Below are 509 nucleotides of genomic sequence, written 5' to 3' on the forward strand. Positions count from 1 at the left end.
TACGTCAATCGCCAGGTGCCCAAGGACGACGCCGACTGGAAGGGTCCGTGGGACTGCGCCGAGTTCATCTCCTGGCTCGTCTATCAGGAATCCGGAATTCTCTATGGGTGCGTCGACAACCGAGCGCCGCCGGCCGAAGCCGACGCCTACACGGGCGCCTGGCGACGGGATGCCGAGCGTCACGGGATCATGGTCTCGGTCGAGAAGGCCGCATCGACCGTCGGCGGCATCGTGCTGCGCTTTCCGCCGCCCGGTGCCATGGGGCACATCGCCCTCTGCGACGGCAAGGGCGGCACCGTCGAAGCCAAGGGCAAGAAATTCGGCGTGGTGGCCGACAAGGTCGACGGCCGGACCTGGCACACCGGCATCCTCATCAGGGGCATCGACTACGGGGAGACCACCGGAACCGTGTCGGTCCGGCCGGCGGCGGACATCTACTCGCGCAGCGCCGTGAACATGGATCGCGCCGTCGTCGCCGAGATCCAGAAAGCCCTGCTGCGCAAGGGGTT

Annotated in this window: 1 protein-coding gene; it reads left to right on the top strand. The window is 67.2% G+C overall.

Annotation, left to right across the window (positions count from 1 at the left end; all coding sequences use genetic code 11):
• The coding region (locus ABTU92_RS30560; RefSeq protein ID WP_408095276.1) for a hypothetical protein at positions 1–509 on the top strand (509 nt) is incomplete at both ends.

The organism is Rhodoplanes sp. SY1 (assembly GCF_046000175.1).
Classification (GTDB): Bacteria; Pseudomonadota; Alphaproteobacteria; order Rhizobiales; family Xanthobacteraceae; genus Rhodoplanes.